The sequence below is a fragment of the Cellulophaga sp. 3_MG-2023 genome (assembly GCF_030546975.1).
Lineage (GTDB): Bacteria > Bacteroidota > Bacteroidia > Flavobacteriales > Flavobacteriaceae > Cellulophaga.
Map to the genome: position 1 here is coordinate 169,572 of NZ_JAUOPS010000002.1, position 17,744 is coordinate 187,315.

The 17,744-nt window shown below is 31.4% G+C and carries 15 protein-coding genes; 6 read left to right on the plus strand and 9 right to left on the minus strand.

Annotation, left to right across the window (positions count from 1 at the left end; translation table 11 throughout):
* Window positions 1-9 precede the first annotated feature (9 nt).
* From Q4487_RS05690 to rlmB, 3 genes are all read left to right on the plus strand, one after another.
* Window positions 10-1,437: a SusD/RagB family nutrient-binding outer membrane lipoprotein gene (locus tag Q4487_RS05690; protein ID WP_303540976.1), complete on the plus strand. Its 1,428-nt coding sequence runs from the start codon at window positions 10-12 to the stop codon at window positions 1,435-1,437.
* A 26-nt stretch (window positions 1,438-1,463) separates the two neighbouring features.
* Window positions 1,464-2,621 (plus strand): hypothetical protein, encoded by a 1,158-nt coding sequence (locus Q4487_RS05695; RefSeq protein ID WP_303540974.1) that lies wholly within the window; start codon window positions 1,464-1,466, stop codon window positions 2,619-2,621.
* A gap of 178 nt (window positions 2,622-2,799) precedes the next feature.
* Entirely contained in the window at window positions 2,800-3,537 is a 738-nt protein-coding gene (gene rlmB, locus Q4487_RS05700; protein ID WP_303540972.1) for a 23S rRNA (guanosine(2251)-2'-O)-methyltransferase RlmB, read from the plus strand.
* Between the two features lie 10 nt (window positions 3,538-3,547).
* Here rlmB and Q4487_RS05705 read toward each other — a convergent pair whose 3' ends face one another.
* Complete coding sequence (locus Q4487_RS05705; RefSeq protein ID WP_303540970.1) at window positions 3,548-4,294, minus strand: rhomboid family intramembrane serine protease; 747 nt, start codon at window positions 4,292-4,294, stop codon at window positions 3,548-3,550.
* An 89-nt stretch (window positions 4,295-4,383) separates the two neighbouring features.
* Between Q4487_RS05705 and Q4487_RS05710 the strand changes: the two genes are divergently transcribed.
* Complete coding sequence (locus Q4487_RS05710) at window positions 4,384-5,661, plus strand: replication-associated recombination protein A (protein WP_100896737.1); 1,278 nt, start codon at window positions 4,384-4,386, stop codon at window positions 5,659-5,661.
* A 2-nt stretch (window positions 5,662-5,663) separates the two neighbouring features.
* Here Q4487_RS05710 and Q4487_RS05715 read toward each other — a convergent pair whose 3' ends face one another.
* The 6 genes from Q4487_RS05715 to radC all read right to left on the minus strand — a co-directional run bounded on the left by Q4487_RS05715 (window position 5,664) and on the right by radC (window position 11,174).
* The gene (locus tag Q4487_RS05715) at window positions 5,664-6,446 is read right to left on the minus strand and encodes a hypothetical protein (RefSeq protein WP_303540967.1); all 783 of its coding nucleotides are present in this window, start codon (window positions 6,444-6,446) and stop codon (window positions 5,664-5,666) included.
* A 15-nt stretch (window positions 6,447-6,461) separates the two neighbouring features.
* A complete protein-coding gene (locus tag Q4487_RS05720) occupies window positions 6,462-7,811 on the minus strand; it encodes a DUF5723 family protein (protein ID WP_336622659.1) in 1,350 nt (449 codons plus the stop codon).
* 68 nt (window positions 7,812-7,879) lie between these two features.
* Window positions 7,880-8,422: a hypothetical protein gene (locus tag Q4487_RS05725; protein ID WP_148228899.1), complete on the minus strand. Its 543-nt coding sequence runs from the start codon at window positions 8,420-8,422 to the stop codon at window positions 7,880-7,882.
* Window positions 8,423-8,459: 37 nt separating this feature from the next.
* Window positions 8,460-9,149, minus strand: coding sequence for a YjjG family noncanonical pyrimidine nucleotidase (locus Q4487_RS05730; RefSeq protein ID WP_013621694.1), 690 nt, complete (start codon window positions 9,147-9,149; stop codon window positions 8,460-8,462).
* Window positions 9,142-10,437: a polysaccharide deacetylase family protein gene (locus Q4487_RS05735; protein ID WP_303540962.1), complete on the minus strand. Its 1,296-nt coding sequence runs from the start codon at window positions 10,435-10,437 to the stop codon at window positions 9,142-9,144. The genes Q4487_RS05730 and Q4487_RS05735 overlap by 8 nt, the downstream gene beginning before the upstream one ends.
* Before the next feature lie 38 nt (window positions 10,438-10,475).
* Window positions 10,476-11,174, minus strand: coding sequence for a DNA repair protein RadC (gene radC, locus Q4487_RS05740; RefSeq protein WP_034642813.1), 699 nt, complete (start codon window positions 11,172-11,174; stop codon window positions 10,476-10,478).
* A 74-nt stretch (window positions 11,175-11,248) separates the two neighbouring features.
* Here radC and Q4487_RS05745 point away from each other — a divergent pair, with 74 nt between their 5' ends.
* Window positions 11,249-11,542 carry a hypothetical protein gene (locus Q4487_RS05745; protein ID WP_013621691.1) on the plus strand — a complete coding sequence of 98 codons (294 nt, stop codon included), beginning with the start codon at window positions 11,249-11,251 and terminating at the stop codon, window positions 11,540-11,542.
* A 6-nt stretch (window positions 11,543-11,548) separates the two neighbouring features.
* Entirely contained in the window at window positions 11,549-14,047 is a 2,499-nt protein-coding gene (locus tag Q4487_RS05750; protein ID WP_303540959.1) for an Hsp70 family protein, read from the plus strand.
* 77 nt (window positions 14,048-14,124) lie between these two features.
* Here Q4487_RS05750 and Q4487_RS05755 read toward each other — a convergent pair whose 3' ends face one another.
* Both Q4487_RS05755 and Q4487_RS05760 read right to left on the minus strand, forming a co-directional pair.
* Window positions 14,125-16,224, minus strand: coding sequence for a hypothetical protein (locus Q4487_RS05755; RefSeq protein WP_303540957.1), 2,100 nt, complete (start codon window positions 16,222-16,224; stop codon window positions 14,125-14,127).
* Between the two features lie 70 nt (window positions 16,225-16,294).
* Window positions 16,295-17,653 carry a UDP-N-acetylmuramate--L-alanine ligase gene (locus Q4487_RS05760; RefSeq protein ID WP_303540955.1) on the minus strand — a complete coding sequence of 453 codons (1,359 nt, stop codon included), beginning with the start codon at window positions 17,651-17,653 and terminating at the stop codon, window positions 16,295-16,297.
* Between the last annotated feature and the right edge of the window lie 91 nt (window positions 17,654-17,744).

A 17,744-nucleotide genomic window follows, 5' to 3' on the forward strand; every position in this document is an offset into this window, starting at 1 on the left:
CATAGAAAAATGAAAAAAAATATAATAATAGTTCTACTTGCGTTAGTTACATTTTCTTGTACTAATGATTTGGAAGAACTTAACGTAAATAAAAAAGATTTTGCACAAACTACTGATGCATCTCTTTTTACAAGCGCACAGTACAAGTTATTTAATCAAATGACTGAAACAAGTGTGAATGAGAATATCTTTAGGCTTATTGTTCAAAACTGGACAGAAACAACATATACAGATGAAGCAAACTACGATTTAAAAACAAGAAATATAGATGAACACCACTGGGAAACATTATACCGTGATGTACTAAAAAACTTGAAAGAATCTAAAAGCTTAGTTTCTGGTTCAGAAGATATCAAAACAAATAAAACTGCTATAATAGAACTTTATGAAATATATACATATTACGTTCTTGTTACATCATTTGGTGATATTCCATATACTGAAGCTCTAGATATTGAAGCTTTAAATCCTGTTTTTGATAAACAAGATGTAATATTTGCTGATTTATTAAACAGGTTAGACGAAAATGTTATTTCTAAAATAATAACTGACGAAGTAGGTTTTTCTGCTTCAGAAGATATAGTTTATCATGGTGATACAGAACAATGGAAGAAATTTGCAAATTCATTAAAATTACAAATGGGAATGTTAATTGCAGACTCTGACCCAGCCAAATCTGAAACAGTTGTAAGTCAAGCTGTAGATAGTGGTGTATTCACATCTTCTAGTGATGATATGAAAATAGCCTTTGAAAGTGCAGCTCCATATACAAACCCAGTATATGCTGCATTGGTATTATCTGGTCGTGATGATTATGTTCCTACAAACACAATTGTTAATATGATGAACTCTGTGAATGACCCTCGTAGAGATGATTATTTTACTCTATACAAAAATGAGTACAAAGGAGGTATTCCTGGTGAATTAAATACATTTGGAGTTTACTCTCACGTGTCTGACAAGATAGGTAAAGACCCTACTCTTGAAGCTCCATTGATGACATATTATGAAGTAGAATTTTTACTAGCAGAAGCTGTAGAAAGAGGTTTTATTGCAGGTGATGCAGAAACACACTACAACAATGCTGTTACTGCATCAATAAAATACTGGGGAGGAACAGATGCTGAAGCTATAACTTATTTAGGTGAAACTAATGTTTCTTATACGTCTGCCGCAGGTGATTATAAGCAAAAAATAGGTACCCAGAAATGGTTAGCATTATATAATAGAGGTTTTGAATCATGGACAGAATGGAGAAGATTAGATTACCCAGTTTTAGTTGCTCCTGAAGATGCTAAAACTACAAATGATCTTCCTCCTTTTAGAATGACGTATCCTGATGTAGAACTTACATTAAATGAAGTAAACCTAAAAGCTGCTATTACAAGTATTGGTGGTGATGAGTTAGAAACTAAACTATTCTGGGATAAGAACTAAATAAAAACATTTATAAAATATAAATTATGAAAAAATTTAAAATACTTTTTATTTTACCCATATTCGTTTTGTTTTCATGCAACGAAGATGATAGTGAAATTACAAACTATGACTTAGGTGCTAATATTATTCTAAATACAAATAGCATAAGTAACCTTGATGTTAATAATACAATGGAAATTTCTATTATTACAGCAGATGGCGTTTCTGTTTCTAGTATACAAGTAATAAAAGGAGACGATAACGTAGATGCTTCTATTTCTGGAAATACAGCAACATTTAATTCTTCTCTATTAGGAACTTTAATTGGTCAAGAAGAAGACGGAATAGACATAAACACTATTACAACTCTTTCTAATGAAAAGCCTTATACTAAAAGTTTTAATATTAACATTACAAAGGCTTTGGCTTTTGATAAGGAATTAGATGCTATTACCTATAATACAACTGTAGAAGATACTCTATCATTTAGTGCTTCTACAAAATCTGCTATAATAGATAACATTTCTTTAGAATGGAAAAAAGGCAGTGAAGGAACGTATGCTTCTACTGAGCCACTTGGTGCTGCATTAAATGTTGATGGCGAAGAAATTATTTTTTCAAACTTTACAGATGCTTCTTATGGATATAATTTAGCAGTAAAAGACACTCTCTATTATAGATTTATAGCTACCAGTGGTTCGTTAAAAGATACTATCATTACAAGTATGCCAATAATTAGCCAAACTTTTGAAAATAGTAATGCCGTTGTATTAAGCTCAGATATTACTAAGAATAAACTTAATTTAGATACAGCAACATCATACACTGATTCTGAGACAGAATTAGCAGAAATTAAATTTAAAAGTCCATCTGGTTTTGAAAAAGCAGGTAGTACTGATATTGATTTTGTAAAAGTTGGTGATTTATCTGGAGAAAGCGAGTATTACAACACCGTAGAAAAACTTTTTTCAGAAAAAGATTTATTAGTAGCTAAAAGACTATACGAAGCAGGCGCAAAAGAAACCGAATTTAGCTCTACTGCTCAAGGTGATTTATACATCTATAAAGTTACAAGACTTAATGAAGATGGAGACAGTATTACAGAGTATGGTATGATTAAAATTGGAGACATTATCACCACAAATGGTGGAACTACTTTAACAGACATAAATATTGAGTTTGGAGAAGGAGAAATAAAGTAAACTTTAATTTTTAAATTAATTAAAAGTGAGATTATCCTAGATAGTCTCACTTTTTTTTATGTGAACATAACAATTCGTTTTTTTAAATACTTGAATAAGATTATTTCATTTCTAATATCAATAAAAATAAAAAACATTTGCTCGCATTTTTAATTTTCCTTTTTTATACCTTTGCCAAATGGAAAAAACTACCCAAATTTATGGTATTAGAGCAATTATAGAAGCTATAAATGCTAATGAAGCTCTAGATAAAATTTTTGTTCAAAAAGGATTAAAAGGAGATCTTTTTAGAGAACTTGAAAATTTAGCCAGAAAAAAAGGAATTAGTATTTCTTATGTACCTGTTGAAAAACTAAACAGACTAACAAGAAATAACCACCAAGGTGTAGTTGCTAACATATCTCCTATTACGTTTCATAATTTTGAAGAATTAGTAGAAGCTGTAATTGAAAAAAAAGAAAACCCTCTTTTTTTACTGCTAGACCAACTGTCTGATGTACGTAACTTTGGTGCAATCATAAGAACTGCAGAATGTACTGGTGTAGATGGTATTATTATTCAGAAAAAAGGTGCTGCTCCTGTAACTGCAGATACCATAAAAACTTCTGCCGGTGCTGCTTTTAAAGTGCCAATTGCAAAAGTTAACCATATTAAAGACGCTGTACATTATCTACAAGCTTCTGGAGTTAAAATTATTGCTGCATCAGAAAAAACAGAAAATACAATTTACGATGTTTCTTTTAAAGAAGCTTCTGCAATAATTATGGGTTCTGAAGATGTAGGTATATCTCCATCAATATTAAAAGCCGCAGACCATACTGCCAAATTACCTTTATTAGGAGAAATAGAATCTTTAAATGTTTCTGTTGCTTGTGGTGTGTTTTTATACGAAGCCGTAAGACAACGTTTAGGCTAAAATACTCCTACTACTCTTCTGTTTTCTTTTTAAAGTGATACGTAATATTGATTGGACTTGAACTTGTTGTATCTAATTCTGGATCTTCATCTGGTTTAAATTCTACAAAATTACCATTCTCATCAAAATGACGTAGAAATTCGTCTGCTTCTTCATTGTAGTTATCCTCTTCCCAAGCATACTTTTGGGGTTTAGGAATATCTGCTTTTAAAAAGTATGCAAAAAATAATCCCGTAATAAATCCGCCTAAATGACCTTCCCATGAAATACCTTCTTTTATAGGGAGTATATACCATAGCATACTACCATATACAAATACTACAAATAAAGAAAGTGCAATTAGTCTGTAATGCTTAGCAAAAACACCTTTAAAAAATATAAAACTAGCAAGTAAATAAATAACTCCACTTGCACCAATATGGTAAGATGGTCTACCAATTAACCAGGTAATTAAACCAGACAATAGCGTGCCATAAAAAAGAACTTTAAACGCAACTGGCTTGTAAAAATAAACCAATGCAGCACTTAACACTACTAACGGTAAAGTATTGCTATATAGATGTTTTAATGAGCCGTGTATAAACGGACTAAACAATATACCTTTAAGCCCGCTTAACGTTCTTGGATACACTCCAAAATTGTTAAAATTTATTTTAAACTGTAGCTCTACCCAATAGACTGTCCAAATACTTAATACAGCTATTATTGGCACTAATAGCACTGAATTAGAAAATTTAAAGTAATTATTGTCTGTCATTAACACTAATTTACTACAATAACGCAATGATTTAGCCAAAAAATATAAATCTGCTAAATTGTCATTTAGATTCTTTTTATTTTTGTGGTATGAATGAGCCTTTAGCAGAAAGAGTAAGACCTAAAACATTATCTGAATATGTGAGTCAGACCCATTTAGTTGGAGATAATGGCACACTAACGCACCAAATTAAAAGAGGTATTTTACCTTCTTTAATTCTTTGGGGACCTCCTGGTACTGGTAAAACAACATTAGCCAATATTATTGCTAATGAAATAGATAGGCCATTTTATACTTTAAGTGCTATTAGCAGCGGAGTTAAAGATGTTAGAGAGGTTATAGAAAAAGCAAAAAAAGGCGGTGGTTTATTCACTACAAAAAATCCTATTTTATTTATTGATGAAATTCATAGGTTTAGTAAATCCCAGCAAGATTCATTACTAGCTGCTGTAGAGAAAGGTTGGGTTACATTAATTGGAGCCACTACAGAGAATCCTAGTTTTGAGGTAATTCCTGCCCTTTTAAGTAGATGCCAAGTTTATATTTTAAAACCTTTTGATAAGCACGATTTAGTTGCTTTGTTAGAGCGAGCAGTAAGACAAGACACTCAGCTACAAAAGAAAAACATAGAGCTAAAAGAAACCGAGGCTCTACTTAGACTATCTGGTGGAGATGGCAGAAAATTATTAAATATTTTTGAACTAGTCATAAACTCAGAAAACACAGAAGATGTTATAATTACTGATGAATTAGTACTTAGCAAAGTGCAAAAAAATACTGTTTTATACGACAAAACAGGTGAGCAGCACTATGATATTGTATCTGCTTTTATAAAATCTATTCGTGGTAGTGACCCAAATGGTGCTGTATATTGGTTGGCACGTATGATTGAAGGTGGTGAGGATGTAAAATTTATTGCTCGTAGAATGCTTATTGCTGCATCTGAAGATATAGGCAATGCCAACCCAACTGCTTTAGTAATGGCAAATACTACTTTCCAAGCTGTTAGCACTATTGGCTACCCAGAGGCAAGAATAATTCTAAGTCAATGTGCAATTTACCTAGCTACGTCTGCAAAAAGCAATGCTAGCTATGCCGCTATAGGCAAAGCACAACAAGTTGTTAAACAAACTGGAGATTTATCTGTACCGCTTGCTTTACGTAATGCTCCTACTAAGCTTATGAAAGATATTGGATACGGTAAAGACTACCAATATGCTCACAATTATGAAAATAACTTTGTAGCAGCAGAGTTTTTACCAGATGAATTATCTGGTTCATCTTTTTATATTCCTGGTAATAACAACAGAGAAAGAACTATTAAAGAATTCTTAAAAAATAGATGGAAAGATAAATACGAACTTTAGAATTAAAATTTAATATTTAATTCTTTAGATTGTAATTTATCTCCTTGATAATACTCAAAAAACCATTTACCGTTTTTAGATACTATCATTCCGTTGATATCATTATTAATAGCTAAAAATACATTTGGCACAGTAGTTTTGTACATTTTGTATTCAATTTTTGGTGTACTGTCTACCAATTGATACCCATTTGGTATTTGCTGCGCATACAAAACACCTTCTAACACTGTTTCCTCTGCTTTAGCTGCAGCTATAACTTTTTTATCAACCGTAGCCACCGCTACTGCTTTTTCTTCAACCTTTTTTATATCATCCTTATAACTAACAACTAAAGTTTGGTTATTTTGTTTTTCTTCTTCTTTAGGAGTGTAACTATAACTTATAGTATTAAAAGATTTAAAAGCCTCCCTTATTGCTTGGCTGTATGCTTTTTGATATTCTTTTTCTTTGCTTTTTTCTACTGCAGTTGCAAAAACTTGATCTGAATTACAGTCCTTTAAAAGCAAACCTGCTTTTGTAGTAAACATATTAGACTCATCTTTTAAATCAACTACCAAACCTAAACACCTATTAGACTTTAAATCCTGTGGTAAATCATCATCATAAACAACAGTATATCCTTTTTTATCAAACAAAAACTTAACTAAAGCACTTGTTCTATATTGATCTGCCTCTTTAAAAGCATTGAATTTTTTAGGTACAATTATATACTTATATTCATTAAAATTTTGTGCTGATAAAAAAAACGAACACATAAAAATTGCTCCAAAAAGTAACTGTTTCATAGGACTAACTTAAATTTAGCGCCAAGATATAACATTAATTCCTAACTGAAAAGATGCGTATTGTGAAGCTGCTAAATTTTTGTAACCAACTAAATTATCTGCCATTGCATATAAATTTACAGGGCCTAGATTTAAATTTGCACCAAAACCAATATTTGTTGCTGAATATTTATCAATTGTATAAGTAGTTTTTAAGCTAAGTGTTTTTCCAAAATTTCTTTGATAAAATCCTGTTACTGCTACTTGTGGTCCACGTGGTCTGTTAATTACATACAATTGTCCGCCAACAGCGTTAGGGTAACCTAAACTACCTCTACTACCACCAGCTTTACAGTCACAATCTTGCATACTTCTATTCTGTTCTCCAAAATTATAACGTATGGAACCGTAAAGTTTGGTTGGTCTAAAACTGATATATGAATCCTGATTCTCTTCATAAGGAATTAAACCATCTACCTCATCTACCAATTCTTGCCAAAAATCTCTACCTGTACCTATTAAGTCTTCAGGTAAAATTACCTCTACACCTTCTACGGTTGCTTGCCCTTTTAAAGTGTAATTTCTAACATCTGTAGAGTGCATTATAAATCCTAGATCTAAAATACTAGCAGTTACTGTTGTATTTCTGTTTAGTTGGTATGTAAAACCTAAATCTACACCCACTCCTAAATCGCCTCCTAACAGGCCTCTTTTAGTTAAAACACTACCAACACCTGTACCGTCATCATTAGCATCTTTTATACTATTTAAACCAGATGTTTGCAGCTGCATATCTGCTACCAATGTAGAAGCTAACAAGTTATTTTCTCCTGGCGTTGTTACAAAATACCCTTTATTTTTTGTTGACTTAAATGAAAAAATACTAGAGTACAATTTTCCTCTTACACCTACTATAAGTCTGTTGTTTACACGCTTATTTACACCAAAATGAAAAACGTTTACCATTTCTCCTCTTGTTTTTAAGTGAGACAAATCAAACCTTTGATTTAACCTGTCTGCATTTCCCTCAAAACCTAAAATGGCATAATCTTTAAACCAATACCCAATAGCATCACCTTCATTATAAATACCAAAAGAGTAAAAATTATCTGGATTTTTTCTGCTTCTAAATCCAACGTTTAAAATTTCTAAGTGGTAAGTACCGCTTAAATCATCAGATGGTTTCATACCATACAATGCACGTTCTCTAATTTTATCGTTTATATCTAAACCATCATTAGCAAAAAAATCGTTTACAGAAGCACCACTAGATCCTGCCTGAAAAGAAATACCAGACAATAAGGGCACACCAACATACATATTTAAACCTGTTTCTATACCCGGATTTAAAAGCATAGCTTGTGGCACCTCTTTAAAGTCGTACATTATTTGCTTATTTTGCGAAAAACCAAATGTGGCACACAAAAAAAACAAAAGTGTTGCATATCTATTTATCATCTTACACCAATTTTTAATTTAGCACTAGATCTAAAAATTAGTTTTGGGTCGGCATTGCTAGATACGCTTGTATTATCTCCTAAATTTTGAGCAGATAAACGCAAAGCAGAAGTATTTCTTATAATATCTAATGGTTTACCTGTACCACCATAAAGCACATCTAAATCTGTAGTTGTAGCAGATTCTGCTCCAATATTTAAAACTGTAGTATCTAATACATTACCACCATCATCAATAAGCTCTATAACCACACTAACAGGTTTACTTGTTGTATTTTCTAATTGATATGTAATAGTACACTCTATAACACGGTCTGATATATAATCCTCCTTAAAGGCATCAAAATTAAAATCGTTTGTATAGAATGATGAAGGGTTAGAATTTATTAAATCTTCTGTAGTTTCAAAGTAAAATATACTGGCTTCTACAGTAGGTTCTATAATAATATCATCAGTTTGGTTAAAGTCTTGTTCATCTATACAAGACACAAATGATAAACACAAAAATAGAACAGCAAATAAATAGTGGGGACTTTTCATTTTTAAGTATTTGTGTAACAATGGTAAAAACATAACTCTACAAATACATTTTTATTTCATCTAAAGAGTTAATTATGCTGCAATGGTTATGTAATGGCTCTTGGTGAGCATTAAAATGAAGCGCATGTAAACCTACCGATTTTGCTCCTAAAATATCTGCTTCTAAACTATCACCTATCATTAAGGATTGTTCTGGTTTTGCATTAGCTTTTTGCAAAGCAAGCTCAAAAATATAAGGGTCTGGTTTTTTTACACCTGCCATTTCTGAATCAATTATCACATCAAAAAAGGTGTGTAACTTAGCGTTTTTTATTTTTTTGTTTTGCACTTCCTGAAAACCATTTGTAATAATGTGCAATTTATAGTTTGGTTTTAAGTGTTGCAAAATTTCTATAGCATAAGGAAATAAGTGGTTGTAAGATGATAAATGATTAATATACTCTGCTGCAAGTAAATTAATTTCTGCATCTGTTGCCTTGTAGTTTATGGAGTTAAAGGTGGTTTGCAATCGTTGAAAACGCAAATCTGCTTTGGATATTTTTTCTTCTCTAAACAATTTCCAGTACTGATGATTAATTGGCACGTATGCAGTTAAAAAATCTTCAACTTTAACACCAATTTTATTATCTTCTAATATTTTGGTAAATGTAAGTGCAGAGTTTTTTTCAAAATCCCAAAGTGTGTGATCTAGATCAAAAAAAACATCGGTTACTAATTCTTTATACATTGTATTTTTTTAGTATTGTTTCGTAAATATTCATCCAATTAAAACGCTGTTTACCGCCTAGCAATTCGTTAGAAAATATGGTAACCAGCGTACCATTAACTTTATGCAATTGGTGGTACAAAGCATCTAACTTTTTAAAAATTGCTTTTTCGTTTTTTAACGTAATAAGTGAATAATTGTGCACAGCAAACGGATGAATTTTTATTGGCTGCTGAGACTCTAAATGGATATCATAGAAAGAAAAAGGGGAACAAGTACCTGCCCTAAACCCCATACAATGCGTATAACCCATTGTAAAATCTTCTCTAAAATCTGCATCTACCAAAGCCTTATATGTTGCTGGTATTTCTACCCTATTGTATCTAAAACGCACATATTTTATAGGTCTGTTAATTACAGCTGCTAATTTGCGTTTTTCTTCTTTTAAAATTTCTAAGTTAGAAAAAGAATTGTAAGATGCCGCTAAAGACACAACACTATAATCTGCCACAGATTTAATTAAGTATTTAAACTTATTGTTTGTGGTAGATACATTTTTATCAAAAGTAGAATAGTTTGCAAACTGAAAAAAGAACATACTTTTTACAGTATTTGCTTTGTGTAAATTTATAAGGTAATCAAAATTATTATAAGGATCTTTTTTGGGGTTAAACCATACAGATACTCTCTGAAAAACTCGTTTAAATTTTAAGGTAAATACATCTAAAAACAAACCTCCCAAGCTACGCATAATTCCTCTATGGGCATAACAATGAGATGTGGTTACGTCTATTATAGATGTATACTGGTAAGCTCTTTTTTTACAGACTAAATCTGGAAATTGTACTAGTAAAGCATCTAGCACTTTATACATCCAAATATCTACTACAGGTTGCTCTAAAAAATTGTGTTTGTATGCTAAACTATCTTTTACAGGGTACCTACCGTGCTCATCTTTAACGTGTGGCAAATACTCTTCATACCTAGAAATTAAGTAAAAACTTGCTGCAAAAACATCAAACGGAATGTTACTACGTTCTCCAGTAGCAAAAAAACAAGGTGTGCCATCCCAATCTCCAATATTAATCTCTAAATCTGTTATTCCTTGTTGGTACAGCAAATCATTACTACGTATAAAAAATTCGTTTTGTAATGGTTGCTTACTGTACGTAATTTTAGCTCCAGAGTGCTTTATAAAATCTTCTACTTTAGTTGTTAATGTAACCTCTACTCCCAATATTTTACCAAAAAGGTGTTTCATTATATACGTGAAACGTGGTGTTATTTTATGTGTGTAGATTAGTAACATTTTGGATTTTAGCTATTTATATAGTGTATGTTTTTATTTTACAATAAATTATCATCTGCAAAGCTAAAGTATTCTCTTTGAGTAATAATAATATGGTCTAAAACTTTCATATCTAAAGCTGCTGCTGCATTTTTTAGTTTCTCTGTAATTTGCTTATCTGCAGTACTTGGTTTTAGGCCTCCAGACGGGTGGTTATGTGCCAAAATTAAGCCTATTGCACCTATTTCTAAGGCTTGTTTTAACACCAACCTTACATCTACTAAAGTACCAGTTATACCACCTTTACTTAGTTGTGCTTGGTGTATAACCTTATTGGAGTTATTAAGGTAAATAATCCAAAATTCTTCATGCGGTAATTCTCCTAGCACAGGTTGCAACAAGTTAAAAACATCTTTACTACTTCCTATTTTCTCCACCTTTTTTTCTCCTTCTTCTCTTCTACGTCTGCCTATTTCTAAAGCTGCGGTAATAGTAATTGCTTTTGCCTCTCCAATACCTTTAAACTGCATTAGCTGATTTATAGATAGCTTTCCTAAGTCGTTTAAATTATTATTTACAGAGCCTAATATTCTTTTAGATAGTTCTACAGCACTTTCATTTCTGCTTCCAGAGCCAATTAATATTGCTATAAGTTCCGCATCAGACAATACAGATTTTCCTTTTTGTGCTAATTTTTCTCTAGGTTTATCATCGTTAGACCAATTCTTAATAGAAAAGGATTGTGGTTGGTTTTGCATTTGTTAAAGATAATAATCTTTGGCAACATACGTATTTGTGTATTAAAACGTTACTTCTATAAATAAATATTACAATGAAAGAAATTCTGAATCAGCTTTACGAGATTGAACAAAAAAGTATAAAAAATAATATTACTTTGTTTAACAGAAACCTAAAACGTTTATTTCATGATATTGAAGAACAAGGTTTTTTTATAAAAAATCCGTTAGGCGAAAAGTTTTCAGAATCTAGAACCGATATTGACGCTACTTTAATGAATAGTTTGGGACCAGAATCTAAAATTACGAAGGTGTTAAAACCTATTATTTACAAAAAAGAGAATGACCAACTAATAATAATACAAAAAGGGGTAGCAATAGTAGAATAAGTAAGTATGAAAACAGTAAATTTTGGAATAGACTTAGGTACAACAAATAGTTTAATTGCTAAATATGAAAACGGATTATTAGAGGTTTTTAAAAACCCTATTGGTCAAAAACAAACCCTTGCATCTGCTGTTGCCTTTAGAGGTAGTAGAATTTTAGTTGGAGATAAAGCCAGAGATTTATTAGAGAAAGATCCCTTAAATGTTTTTACCTGTTTTAAAAGAAAAATGGGTACTACAGACCGTTACTTTGCTAAAAGTATTAACAAAGATGTATCTCCTATAGAGCTTAGCGCTTATGTATTAAAAGAACTTAAAAACTTTATACATACAGGAGAAGAGTTACATGAAGCGGTTATTACTATTCCATCTTCTTTTGACACCATACAATCTAACGCAACTAAAACCGCTGGCCAGCAAGCGGGTTTTAAAGAAGTGTATTTACTGCAAGAACCTATTGCTGCCAGTTTAGCCTTTGCCAATAAAAACAATTTAGAATTAAGCGATACAAAAAAATGGCTTATATATGATTTTGGCGGTGGTACTTTTGATGTTGCCTTGTTAGAGATTAACCAGAGAGAAATGAATGTTTTGGACAATGAAGGTGATAACTTTTTAGGAGGTATGGACATAGACAACCTAATAATTGAAAAACTTCTTGTTCCTAAATTAGAACCTATTTTAAATGAAACCAAACTTTTGGACAAGTTTAAAGAGCCTAACAATCCGCTACAAAAATTATATTTTGAACTCTTATTTAGAGCAGAAGAAGCAAAAAAAGAGCTCTCTAGGTTTGAAACTACAGAAATAGACATAGATTATGCAGAAAAAGATATTTACACCAGCATAGAAGTTACTAGGGCCGACTTTAATAGTTTACTTGCTCCTTTAGTTGAGCACACTATTAATTTTTGCAAAAAAATATTAAGCAATAACAACCTTGCCAATACAGACGTAGAAAAAATTATTATGGTAGGCGGTAGCACCCTTATACCCTATGTTAGAGAGCAAGTAGAAAAAAACTTAGCTATAGAAATAGATACCAGTGTAGACCCTACTGCAGCCGTTGGCATAGGTGCTGCTTACTATGCAGGTTCTAAGCCATCTTCTTTAAAAGAGGAAGATGTTACAAAAACAAGTACAGAAAATAGAGCTAATGAGTCTCTTAAAAACAAACCACTTGTTAAATTAATATTTGAGAAAAACACTAAAGACTCTGAAGAATTAATTGCTTTTACTTTAAATACACCAACACAAGGTTTTTATAGAATTATAAGAAAAGATGGCGGCTATGACACTGGTCTTGTTACGCTAGAAAACAGTGTAAATGTATTTGTAGATTTACTAGAAGGGCAAGTAAACTCTTTTAATTTAAAAATTTACAACGCCCAACAAGAAGTTCTTTTTTCTACGGATGACATACACATTAACCAAGGAAAATATAACATTCAAGGTCAATTATTACCTAACGACATTTGCATAGAAGTTGATGATGTGCAATACAACGTAACTAAATTAGAAGCCATATTTAATAAAAACACAGTTTTACCTCTTAAAAAAACAATGTATAAGTCGGCATCTAAAACTATTTTAAAAGATAGTGATGACAAGTTGCAAATTAACATTGTAGAAGGTGATGGTAATGGTTTACCTAGTTCAGGTTTATCAATTGGTTACATAGAAATTACTGGCAAAGAGCTAGAGCAAGATTTAATTAAAGGAACAGATATAGAACTAAATATTTCTGTGTCTGAATCTAGAGATATTGCTGTAGACATATTTTTAACCAGCTGCGACCAAGAGTTTAGCAATACTTTTAAACCTACAGAAAGGTACATTAGTAGTTCTAAAATGGAGAACGAAATTAGAGTAGTTACCCACAAAATTGAACAAGAAAAAGCCAAACCAGAATATGCAGAAAACTATGAGTTACTCCAAAAATTTAAAAATATAGAGCACGCTTTAATAGAGTTACAAATAGAGCTAACCTTGTTAGCTGATACTGATGTTACCGATGCTAAATTTAAAATTGATAATAAAAAAAGAAGCTTAATACAAGAGTATGATTTACTTACTAGGCATAAAGAACTAGATAATGATATTGAAGAATACAGAACTTCTGTTTTAGCTGTTAAACAATATTTATCTGAGACTAATAGTGAGTATTACACCGCAGAATTAAATAAAGTAATTACTAATGAAAAAACATTTATAAACTCTGGTAATAAATACTTAATACGTTCTAAAATTAAAGAATTAGATGCTATTAGAAATGCACTTTTTACCGCTGATGACTCTAACTTTATTGGTCCGTTTTTTCATTACAAATCTATAGATCATTATCCAGACCAGAACAAGGCAGATATGTTAATTGCAGAAGGTGATAAGGCTCTAGAAAACAGACAATACAAAGTGGTAAAACAAGTTGTATACCAGCTTGCTAATATGTTACCAGATGATAAACCAAAAACATCTTTTGGCAATCAAGACAAAACTGGTTTAAGCTAAAATTAAGTTAACTGTATTATAAAAAAAGAACGGCTGAATTAAATTCAGCCGTTCTTTTTTAGTGTTTAATAGTTTTATTAACTCTTATTTTCATCATACTCAATATCCACTAAGGTTACTCCTAAAGGGGTAATATTTATTTCTGGTTTTACACCTAAATATGTTATGGTAAAGCTTTTTTTAGATAAGTCTTTACCTATTTTAGACGAGTTCTTAAAAAATCCGTTAGGAGAATTTATAGTAGAATTTGTATCTACATCTTTATGCTGATAAAAGTAAGATCCCATATAAATATATAAGGTATCATCTTCATCATGCAAGTTTAACGTTACAGAAGTATTCTTTTTTATATATGTAGCCTGATCTCTACTTAGCTCTGTGTTTACACCAAAAAGGATTACGTCTTCTGCACTAGTATTATTAACCACAACCTCATAACCGGTAATAGAATTACTTTTAATACTCTTAAATATTCTAGGAAAAGGGTTTGCCCCTGTTTTTAAATTCTTTAACCTCCATTTTACAGTACTAACATCTTCTCCTTTAAATAAGTTTGCAAAAAATGGCGTTTTATTTTCTCTTAAAACACTTTCACTTGGCTCTTCATAATACCTATGTGGCTCACTATCCATAATTATAGTTTCTTCTACCTCCTCAACTTCTTCTACCTCTGGCGGTAAAATTTTATGAGACTCTAAATGGTAAAACACATCTGTAAAAACAATATCATCATCATACACAACAATATTAGGGTCTGCTCCTAAACTATCTATAACATATTTGTTTTTTAAAAAACTTAGTTCTTTTTCATTTACACTTTTAAAGTACTTTTTACTAGCACTTAATTTTGTAGAAGATCCATAGGTTTCTCGTTTTAAACTTTCGCTACCCACAAAATCATCACCCATATAAAAAACCAATTCTTCTAAATAGTTTTTATTCATTATTTTAAAAGAATCGTTAGGTCTTGTATAAGCTGCGTAGTCTGAATTTATAACGTTAAAATGCTCAAAAAGAATAAAAGGTCTAGTTCTTTTGTTTACCACTTTTATAAAGTCGCCAGATCTTAGTCCTTCATTGCTTTTAAAAGAAGCTGTGTATGGTGTAGTTCCAGATTTTATAATTATTTTATTATTTATATCTAAACTATCATTTTCTGCTTTGTGTATTAAGTCTGAGTAAAATGCGGTCTTATCATCCTCATAAGAAAACTCTAAAGTTGGAATTTTATAATTAGGAGAACTATATGTAGAGTAATTTGATGATGATGAAGACGATGTAAATATACGCCCTACTCTTACTAAAAATATCATAATCCCAATAACAATTCCAATTGCTTTTAAGCCTGAAAAAGACGAACCAGAACTTTTATCTGTTTGTCTACTATTAGGCCTTTGCTGGCTTTGTCCTCCTTGATGAAGACTCCCTACTTGGTTTGCTGCTTTCGCATAAAAATCTTTTATTTCTTGACTAGTAACTTCTATTAACTTAAAATTACGAAAAGCTCTTTGTACCTTAGGAAACTCAGAATAAGTATTCTTTGTTATATTGTAATAATCTATCATAGCACTTACATAGTCCATTTTAGATTGAGAAATTACCCCTAAAGAAACTGTATTAAGCAAATAAATATAGCTTTTATAAGCAATCTCTGGGCACCTACTCATTAAATCTCCATTAGACGATACTTTAATTTTTTCAGTAATAATATCTGCTTGTGATTTTATATAACGGTAATATGTAGATAAAAGATTATCTGTAAAAAGCTCCTTACGTTGCATAGCCTTAATAATGGTATCGTACTTTTTTGCAGTAAAGTCCGTTTTTACCATTTTCATAAAATAAGCTTCAAAATAAGGCTCTAGAAACTCTTTTATATTTGGTGTATCTGCTAATAAAGCAGCATCTATAATAAATGTTTTTTCACCACTATCTTTACCTGTGGTAATAAACTGTTTTAAATAACTGTGTTTTTCTACAAAGTAGACAGACTTTTTCTCTTCTTCGCTAGAGAGTTGTTTTACTATGCTACTTACCTGCTCTGGGTTGTAGGCATTAGCGCCAGAACGCAATCTTTGTATTTTTAATGTCTTTTCTAGTCTTATAATTCCTCGGCTATCCAAGTTCATAAGTTCGTCCAGAGAAAGTCCTAAAAGGTCAACAGGAGAAATATACATAAGTAAGTTTAGATATTCTTTTAACGAAAATATCTAAACTTTATGATGTATTTACTTAAAAAAGAAAAAATTACTGTTTTATAAGTGTTTTAAAATCGTTTAAATCTAAACCACCATAATTACCAGAACTCATAAACAAAACAACAGAGTTGTTGTAATCTTGTTTATTTACAAGGTCTTTAAAAGCTGCTGCATTAGTTAAAATTTGCAAATCATCTCTTTTAAAAGCATCTTTAATTTGTTGTGGACTAACAGGATCTAATTTTTTTATAGCTACAGATTCTGGAATATAAAAAACTACTGCTACATCTGCAGCATCTAAAGCACCTTTGTACTCTTTTAAAAATTCAGGATTAAAACTACTGTATGTATGTAGCTCTAAAAAAGCTATTAATTTTCTGTTTGCATATTGTTCTTTAACTGCTTTTGTAGTGGCTGCCACTTTACTTGGTGAGTGCGCAAAATCTTTATAAGCAACACACGTTTTACTCTCTGCAATTTTCTCTAGCCTTTTAGAAGCTCCTTTAAAAGTAGCTATTGCCTCGTAAAAATCGTCTTCGTCTATTCCTATGTTTTGGCAAATCCATTTTGCACCTGCTAAATTACTTAGGTTGTGTTTACCAAAAACTTCTATTGGCATAGGACCTTCTGGGGTTTCTAACAAGGTTTCGCCATCTTCAATAGTATATTCTGGAGTTGAGTATCCTAACTTACGTATTGGGTTTTCAGATGCCTCTACAACTTTAACTACTTCTGCATCTTCTTCATTGTAAGTTATGCTTCCTCCTTTAACAATACTATCTACAAATATTTTAAATTGCTCCACATAGTTTTCAAACGTTGGAAAAACGTTAATATGGTCCCACGCAATTCCGCTTAACAAAGCAATATTAGGCTTGTACAAATGAAACTTTGGTCGCCTGTCTATAGGAGAAGACAAATACTCATCGCCCTCTAAAATAATAAAGTCGTTTTCTTCTGTTAAATGCACCATTCTATCAAAACCATCTAATTGTGCACCAACCATATAATCTACTTCTCTGCCGTGGTAATTAAGCACGTGCAAAATCATAGATGTAATTGTTGTTTTTCCGTGGCTACCACCTATAACAACTCTTGTTTTATTTTTACTTTGCTCGTATAAAAACTCTGGATAAGAATAAATAGTAAGTCCAAGCTCTTTTGCTCTTAAAAGCTCTGGATTATCTTCTTTAGCGTGCATACCCAAAATAACCGCATCTAAATCTGCAGTAACTTTATCTGTAAACCAACCAAAAGATTCTGGCAACAATCCTTTTGCTTCTAACCTACTTTTAGAAGGTTCAAAAATAACATCGTCACTACCTGTAATTGTGTATCCTTTATGTTCTAAGGCTAATGCCAAATTGTGCATTGCACTACCGCCAATGGCTATAAAATGAATTTTCATACGTAAAATTATAGCTGTAAAGATAACAATACAAATAGGTTTAAAAAAAATAAACACAACAGACAATTACACGGTAAATAGGGATGTAAAA

Excerpts from the sequence above, each read along its gene's own strand:
- Q4487_RS05710 (WP_100896737.1), top strand. The coding sequence starts at position 4,384 with ATGAATGAGCCTTTAGCAGAAAGAGTAAGACCTAAAACATTATCTGAA.
- rlmB (WP_303540972.1), top strand. The coding sequence starts at position 2,800 with ATGGAAAAAACTACCCAAATTTATGGTATTAGAGCAATTATAGAAGCT.
- Q4487_RS05715 (WP_303540967.1), bottom strand. The coding sequence starts at position 6,446 with ATGAAACAGTTACTTTTTGGAGCAATTTTTATGTGTTCGTTTTTTTTA.
- Q4487_RS05705 (WP_303540970.1), bottom strand. The coding sequence starts at position 4,294 with ATGACAGACAATAATTACTTTAAATTTTCTAATTCAGTGCTATTAGTG.
- Q4487_RS05750 (WP_303540959.1), top strand. The coding sequence starts at position 11,549 with ATGAAAACAGTAAATTTTGGAATAGACTTAGGTACAACAAATAGTTTA.
- Q4487_RS05760 (WP_303540955.1), bottom strand. The coding sequence starts at position 17,653 with ATGAAAATTCATTTTATAGCCATTGGCGGTAGTGCAATGCACAATTTG.
- radC (WP_034642813.1), bottom strand. The coding sequence starts at position 11,174 with ATGCAAAACCAACCACAATCCTTTTCTATTAAGAATTGGTCTAACGAT.
- Q4487_RS05755 (WP_303540957.1), bottom strand. The coding sequence starts at position 16,224 with ATGTATATTTCTCCTGTTGACCTTTTAGGACTTTCTCTGGACGAACTT.
- Q4487_RS05725 (WP_148228899.1), bottom strand. The coding sequence starts at position 8,422 with ATGAAAAGTCCCCACTATTTATTTGCTGTTCTATTTTTGTGTTTATCA.
- Q4487_RS05730 (WP_013621694.1), bottom strand. The coding sequence starts at position 9,149 with ATGTATAAAGAATTAGTAACCGATGTTTTTTTTGATCTAGATCACACA.
- Q4487_RS05720 (WP_336622659.1), bottom strand. The coding sequence starts at position 7,811 with ATGTACGACTTTAAAGAGGTGCCACAAGCTATGCTTTTAAATCCGGGT.
- Q4487_RS05695 (WP_303540974.1), top strand. The coding sequence starts at position 1,464 with ATGAAAAAATTTAAAATACTTTTTATTTTACCCATATTCGTTTTGTTT.
- Q4487_RS05745 (WP_013621691.1), top strand. The coding sequence starts at position 11,249 with ATGAAAGAAATTCTGAATCAGCTTTACGAGATTGAACAAAAAAGTATA.
- Q4487_RS05690 (WP_303540976.1), top strand. The coding sequence starts at position 10 with ATGAAAAAAAATATAATAATAGTTCTACTTGCGTTAGTTACATTTTCT.
- Q4487_RS05735 (WP_303540962.1), bottom strand. The coding sequence starts at position 10,437 with ATGTTACTAATCTACACACATAAAATAACACCACGTTTCACGTATATA.